Source organism: Mitsuaria sp. GD03876, from assembly GCF_029840635.1.
Lineage (GTDB): Bacteria > Pseudomonadota > Gammaproteobacteria > Burkholderiales > Burkholderiaceae_C > Roseateles.
The window spans coordinates 270,903-277,738 of record NZ_JAOCCU010000002.1; the positions used below are offsets into that span (position 1 = coordinate 270,903).

At 74.9% G+C, this 6,836-nt stretch carries 4 protein-coding genes; all 4 read right to left on the reverse strand.

Annotated features, from left to right (window positions below):
• Positions 1-150: 150 nt before the first annotated feature.
• Positions 151-879, reverse strand: coding sequence for a response regulator transcription factor (locus N5D62_RS02710; RefSeq protein WP_279755919.1), 729 nt, complete (start codon positions 877-879; stop codon positions 151-153).
• A 133-nt stretch (positions 880-1,012) separates the two neighbouring features.
• Complete coding sequence (locus N5D62_RS02715; RefSeq protein WP_279755920.1) at positions 1,013-3,982, reverse strand: response regulator; 2,970 nt, start codon at positions 3,980-3,982, stop codon at positions 1,013-1,015.
• A complete protein-coding gene (cheB, locus tag N5D62_RS02720) occupies positions 3,979-5,136 on the reverse strand; it encodes a chemotaxis-specific protein-glutamate methyltransferase CheB (RefSeq protein WP_279755921.1) in 1,158 nt (385 codons plus the stop codon). Before cheB ends, N5D62_RS02715 begins: the two co-directional genes overlap by 4 nt.
• On the reverse strand, positions 5,133-6,836 hold a 1,704-nt coding region (locus N5D62_RS02725; protein ID WP_279755922.1), incomplete at its 5' end, for a response regulator. The genes cheB and N5D62_RS02725, both read right to left, overlap by 4 nt.

A 6,836-nucleotide genomic window follows, 5' to 3' on the forward strand; every position in this document is an offset into this window, starting at 1 on the left:
GCACGGTGGCGCCGCCGAGACGAAATTCAGCTGTTCGCCGACGATAGGCGCCGATTCGCCGAGGTTCAAGTCGCCGCCTCCCCCAGAAACACTGGCTCCTTCGAGCCAGCCCGGGCCGTCCCGGCCCCGTCACGTTTCCAAGGGAACGGCTCAGCCCGGCAGCAGTCCCAGCGCCCGCAGTTCCGCCAGCGCGATCAGCCCGCCCGCGGACAGCGCGTCGTCCGGCAGCCGCGCGCGGCCCAGGCGCACGTCGGGCGCCAGCACGTCCAGCCGCTCCCGCAGCGACGGGGCGTCGTCGCTGTCGACCTGCACCACGCACAGGCGGTCGCCCGGCGTCGCGTCGCTCCAGCCGACCAGGTCGCCGCCGTCCAGGCCGACGATCAATTGCGCCGCCAGCGGCGGCAAGGACTCGGCCCGGCCGGCGACCACGTGGACGACTACCTCGGCGCCGTCGCGCATCGCCAGCTTGACCGTCTGGTCGAGCCGCTCGCGCAGCGCCGCCGCGTCCAGCGGCCGCGGCGCCGGCACTTCCGGCTGGCCCGTCAGCTGGACCAGCATCGCGTCGAGCTCCTCGGCCTTGTCGAAGAAGCCGTTCGCGCCCGCCGCCAGCACCGCCGCGCGGTAGGCCTCGGTCTGGTGCGACAGCACGTGCACCTGCCCCGCGTAACCCTGGCGGCGCAGCGCCTTGAGCACCGCGATGCCGGAGCCGCCCTGCGCCAGCGACAGGTCCAGCAGCACCGCCGACGGCCGCAGGTGGCCGATCAGCGCCAGCGCCGTGGCCTCGTCGGCGGCCTCGCCGACGACCCGCAGGCCGGGCACCGCGTCGAGCCGGTGCAGCAGCTGGCGGCGGATGGTCAGGGAGTCCTCGACGAGGACCACGGTCAACTCGGGAGGCGAAGGGAGGGGCGAGGTCGAAGGGGTCGGGGAGGTCGATGGCATCGTTTGGTCGTGTCCTGCGCGGCGCGCGGGTCGTTCATCGGGTCGGGTCGGGTCGTGCCGGTCGCGGCGGCGCTCAGTCGTCCAGCGGGTCGAGGTCGCCCCAGCTCGTGCGGCTGATCGCGCGCTTGACCTCGTCCATGAAGTGGCCCTGCGGGCTGGTGGTCCGCACGCCGGGCGCGGGCGTCGGCGCGGGGCCCTCGACCGCCGGGTCGCGCGTCGCGGTGGCGCGCTGCACGTGGCGGTTGAGCAGCTCCCGGTCGCGCGGCGTCAGCTGCGACGCGGCGACGACGATCACCGGGATCGCCGCCGTCAACGGATCGCGCTGCAGCGCCTCGACCACGCCGATGCCGTCGACCTCCGCCATCAGCAGGTCCAGCACGATCAGGTCGGGCACGTGGCGCCGCGCCAGCTCGATGCCGGCCTTGCCGCCGGTCGCGCGCAGCACCGAGAAGCCGGGCTGCGACAGGTGCGCGCTCAGCGACTGCAGGTCGCCGGGCGCGTCGCTGATCGCGAGCACCAGGAACTTGCGCGTCGCGGTCGGCTTGAAGCCGAGCATCTCCAGCTCCTTGCTGAGCGCCTTGCGCGACACCGGCTTGTGCAGCACCGCCGAGGCGCCCAGCGACAGCGCCACCTCCTGCCCCGCGTCCACCGACACCACCACCACCGGGATGTGCGCCCAGCCCGGCAGGTTCTTCAGCCGCGACAGCAGCTCCCAGCCGTCCAGCCCCGGCAGGTTGACCTCCAGCGTGATCAGGTCCGGGCGCAGCCGGTGCGCCAGTTCCAGCGCCGCCTCGGCCGAGGCGACATGCCGCACCCGGAAGCCGGCCGCGTTCAGCTGCGTCTCCATCAGCGCCGCGGCCTGCTCGTTGTGCTCGATCACCAGCGCCAGCGGCCGTTCGGCGGCCTCGTCAGGCAGGATGACGTCGGGCATCACCGGCTCGCGCCACGGCAGCCAGCAGGTGAAGCAGCTGCCCTTGTCGGGCTCGCTGCTGACCGCCACCGCGCCGCCGTGCAGCTGCACCAGCCGCGCCACCGTCGCCAGGCCCAGGCCCGTGCCCTCGACCTTGTGCGTCATCGCGTTGCGCACCTGGTTGAAGGGCTGGAACAGCTTCTCCAGCCCCTCGGGCGGGATGCCGACGCCGTCGTCGGTGATGCTGATCTGGACGAATTCCTCGTGCTCGTTCTCGGGCAGCTCGGAGCGCCGCCCGACCGGGAAGCCCGGCAGCGATTCGCGCGCGCGGGCCCGCGTCACGCGCCGCGCCTCGAGCCGGATGTGGCCGCCCTTGGGCGTGAACTTCGCGGCGTTGGACAGCAGGTTGTAGATGATCTGCCGCAGCCGGCGGCGGTCCACGCACAGCCGCTGCCCGCCGCCCACGCCGTAGAAGGCCATCTCGATGCGGTTCAGCCGCGCGCGCTCCTGCACGATGGCCAGCGCGTCGCGCAGCAGCTCGTCGAGGTCGACCGGCTCGATGTCCAGGTCGACGCGGCCGGCCTCGATCTTGGCCATGTCCAGCAGGTCGTTGACCAGCGAGAGCAGGTGCTGGCCCGCGTTGTGGATGTGGTTGCAGAACTCGGACTGGCGCTCGCTGACCGGGCCGGCGGCGCCGTCGCGCATCAGCTGCGCGAAGCCGATCACCGCGTTCAGCGGCGTGCGCAGCTCGTGCGACATCGTCGACAGGAAGGCGGTCTTGGCGCTGCTGGCGCGGCTGAGCTCGGCGTTGAGCTGCTCCAGCGCGTCGTTGCGCTGCTGCAGCGCGGCCAGCAGCTCGGCGCGGCTGTCGGCCAGGTTGCGGGCGGCGCGCGCCTCGGCGGCCTCCATCGCGCTGTTGTGCAGCTCGGCGTGCACGCGCCGGGCCTCGTCCTCGAACTGCTTGCGCCGCAGCTGCGCGCGCAGCCGCGCCTTGAGCAGCTCGACCTCGCCGTTGGCCTTGACGACGTAGTCGTCGGCGCCGGCCTCCAGCCCCGCCAGCATCGACGCGCGGCCCTCGAAGGCGGTCAGCAGCAGCACCGGGATGTCGCGCAGCGCCGGCGCGGACTTGATGCGGCGGCAGGTCTCCAGCCCGCCGATGCCCGGCATCTGCACGTCCAGCAGCACCGCGTCGACGATCTGCACCGCCAGCAGCTCCAGCGCCTGTTCGCCGCTGCCCGCGGCGATCACGTCGTAGCCGTCGTCGCGCAGCAGCGCGCCGAGCTCGGCCAGCACGTTGGCGCTGTCGTCCACCAGCAGCAGCCGCTTGGGGCCGAGCAGGCTCGCGCCCTGCTCGGGCAGGCTGGCCTTGGCGCTGCGCAGCATCGCGGCCATGCGCGCCAGGATCAGGTCGACGTCGTCCTGCTTGCGCGCGAACGCGTCGGCGCCGGCCTCCAGCGCGCGCAGTTCGGCCTCGGGGCCCTCGTCGGCGGTCAGCAGCAGGCAGGGCGTGTGGCGCAGCGCCGGGTCGAGCCGCAGCCGGCGGATCACCGCCGCGCCGTCGATGCCCGGCATGTGCTGGTCCACGATCACCGCGTTGGGCCGCAGCGCGGCGGCCTGGCGCAGGCCTTCCTCGCCGTGCGCCGCCATGTGGATGTCGTAGCCGTGCGGCTCCAGCGCCTCGCACAGCGCCTCGCGGAAGGTCTCGCTGTCGTCGATCAGCAGCACCGTGGCGACATGCGGCTCCGGCGTCTGCAGCCGCGACTGGCGCTGGCGCACCATCTCGCGGGCGCGGTCCACGACGTAGACGCGGTCGTAGGGCTTGCCGACGTACTCGTCGGCGCCGTGGGCGATGCCGCGCAGCCGGTCGCCGGCCTGCGACGCGTTGGACAGGATCAGCACCGCGCAGTCGTGGCCTTGCGGCGCGGCGCGCAGCTCGGCCAGCCAGGCCGCGCCGTCGCCGTCGGGCAGCTGGTTGTCCAGCAGCACCAGCGCCGGCATGCCCTCGGCCAGCGCGGCTCGCGCCTGCGCCAGCGTCGCGCATTCGACGCAGTCGAAGCCGGCTTCCTCGAGCGCCTCGCGCAGGTCCATGCGGACCGTCAGGCTGTCCTCGACGATGAAGGTTCTCTTGTTCATGTGTGGGCTCCTCCTCCCCAGGCCATGCCGCTCAAGCCCATCAAGGCGGGGCCGATGTCGGCCAGCGGCAGGATGCGTTCGGCCGCGCCCAGCTGGGCGGCCTCCCGCGGCATGCCGTAGACCATCGAACTGGCTTCGTCCTGCGCCAGCGTCGCGCCGCCGGCGCGGCGGATCGCCAGCAGGCCCTGCGCCCCGTCGCGGCCCATGCCGGTCAGCAGCGCCGCGGCGACGCCGCCGCCGACCTCGGTGGCCAGCGACTCGAACAGCTCGTCCACCGACGGGCGGCAGGAATGCCGCGGCGGCGCGTGGCTCAGCTCGAGCTGTCCCGCGCGCACCACCAGGTGGCTGTCCGGCGGCGCGAGCACGACGTGGCCGGCCAGGTCGCGCAGCCGCTCGCCGCCGAGGGCGTAGCGCACGCGGTGCGGCGTCTGCGCGTCCAGCCACTCGGCGAAGCCGCGGCTGAAGACGGCGTTGATGTGCATCACGATCAGCACCGGCAGCGGCGCCGGCGCGGGCAGCGCCTGCAGCACCTTCATCAGCGCGCCGGGACCGCCGGTGGAGGCGCCCAGCGCCAGCAGCGCGCGGCGCGGCAGCGGCGGCGGCGTCGCCGCCTTGGGCGCGGGCCGGCCGGCGATGCGCGCCCGCACGTGGGTGATCACGCGGATGCGCGCGACCAGCCGCAGCAGCGTCACGTAGCGGCGCTCCCATTCGCCCTCGGGCATGCCGGCGCTGGGTTTCTCCAGCACCTCGACCGCGCCGGCGGCCAGCGCCTCGTAGGTGCGCAGCAGCTCGCCGCGGTTGGTCGACGACGACACGATCAGGATCGGCGTCGGGCAGTGGGCCATGATGGCCTCGGTCGCCGCCTGGCCGTCCATGCCCGGCAGCATCATGTCCATCGACACGACGTCGGGCCGCAGCTGCTGGCACAGCGCGACCGCCTGCGCGCCGTCGTGGGCCTCGCCGACGACCTCGATGTCGGCATGCGCGGCCAGCACCTCGCGGATGTGCGCCAGCACCGTGATCGAGTCCTCGACCACCAGCACCCGCAGCGCCTTGGCGGCGGGCCGGGGCCCGGCGCCGTCCGCCGCGCCGCCCAGGCCGCCGATGCCCGAGCCGCCGAAGCCCGCGCCGCCGCTCCCGGTTCCCGCGCTCATGCCGGGGCTCCTTCGGCCGGCGCGCCGGCGGCGTCGGCGGTGGCCTGGGCCGAGCGCGCGACCAGCCGCGCGACCTGCGCCAGGAACTCGTTCTGCGCGAACTCGCCCTTGACGATGTAGCCGTCGGCGCCGACCGCCTTGCCGCGGGCCAGGTCCTCGGGCGCGTTGCGCGAGGTCACCAGCACGGCGGGGATGTCGCGCAGCGCCGCGTCGCCGCGGATGCGGGCGACGAACTCGAAACCGTCCATGCCGGGCATCTCCACGTCGACCAGGATCAGCGCGTAGCGCTCTCGTTGCGCCGCCTCGAGGCCGTCCTCGGCCGACGCGGCCATGTGCACGCGATAACCGGCGGCCTCCAGGATGCTTTGCTCCAGCATGCGGGTGGTCAGCGAGTCGTCGATGACCAGGATCGTGCCGGTGCGCGCCACCGGCGCGGCGGCGCGCGGCCGCGCGTGCCGGGCGGCGGCGATCAGCCCCTCGGGCGCCAGCACCGGCACCGGCTGCTGGGCCGCGTCCAGCGCCAGGCCCGCGATCAGCGGCGAGGGCGGCAGCAGGGCCGGCGGCGGCCGCAGCACCACGCTGGTCACGCCGTCCAGCGTGTTCACGCCGAGCACCGCGCGCTGGCCGCCGGCGCGCAGCACCAGCGCCGAGCGCGGCGGCACCGGCGCGTCGCCGGGGCGCAGCGCGTCGGCCAGCGACAGGTGCGGCAGCAGTTCGTCGTCGACGGCCACGTGGTTGCCGTTCAGCTCGGGGCGCTGCAGCACGCGCTCGACGGCCTCCAGCGGCACCCAGGCCGACACCGCGCCGGCGCAGACGCGGATCGCGCGCAGCGCCGCCAGCTGCAACGGCACGCAGAGCTCGACGGTGGTGCCTTCGCCGCGCCGGCTGCGCAGCGTCAGCCGGCCGCCGAGGCGGTCCGCCGTGTCGCGCACCAGGTCCATGCCGACGCCGCGACCGGCCAGCGCGTCCACGCGCCGCGCGGTGCTCAGGCCGCCGCGCAGCAGGCGCTCGATCAGCGCGTCGTCGTCCAGCCGCGCGGCGCCGGGCACGCCCTTGTCCACGGCGGTGCGGCGCACGGCGTCCAGGTCCAGGCCGGCGCCGTCGTCGGCGCAGCAGAACAGCACCTCGCGGCCGCGCCGCTCCACGCGCAATTCGATGGAGCCCGAGGCTGGCTTGCCGGCGGCCAGGCGCTCGGCCGGCGGCTCGATGCCATGGGCCACGGCGTTGCGCACCATCTGCACCAGCGCGCCGGCCACGGCGTTGAGCAGCTCGGCCTCGAGCTTCACGTCGCCGCCGGCGCCGTGCAGCCGCGCCTGCTTGTCCTGCGAGCGCGCGGCGTCGCGCGCGGTGCGCTGCAGCGGCGCGAACAGCTGGGACGCCGGCAGCAGCCGCAGCTGCTCGGCGCCGTCGCGCAGCGCCACCAGCTCGCGGGCGAGCTGCCGGGCGCCACGCTCGATCTGGTCCTCGATGCGCGCCAAGGGTCCGGCCAGCGGCGCCTGCGTGTCGTCGAGCGAGGCGCGCAGCTCGCGCAGCAGCGCCGCCGCGCGCTCGATCGGCGCGAGGTGGCCCTGCGTGCGCGCGATGTCGCCGAGCAGGTCGTCCAGCTCCTCCGGCAGCAGCTGCGGAATGGCGGGCAGCGCGCTGATGGCGTCGTCGGCGGCTTGCGCCGCCTCGGCCGCCTCGGCGTCGGTGGCGGAGGC

Excerpts from the sequence above, each read along its gene's own strand:
- N5D62_RS02715 (WP_279755920.1), bottom strand. The coding sequence starts at position 3,982 with ATGAACAAGAGAACCTTCATCGTCGAGGACAGCCTGACGGTCCGCATG.
- cheB (WP_279755921.1), bottom strand. The coding sequence starts at position 5,136 with ATGAGCGCGGGAACCGGGAGCGGCGGCGCGGGCTTCGGCGGCTCGGGC.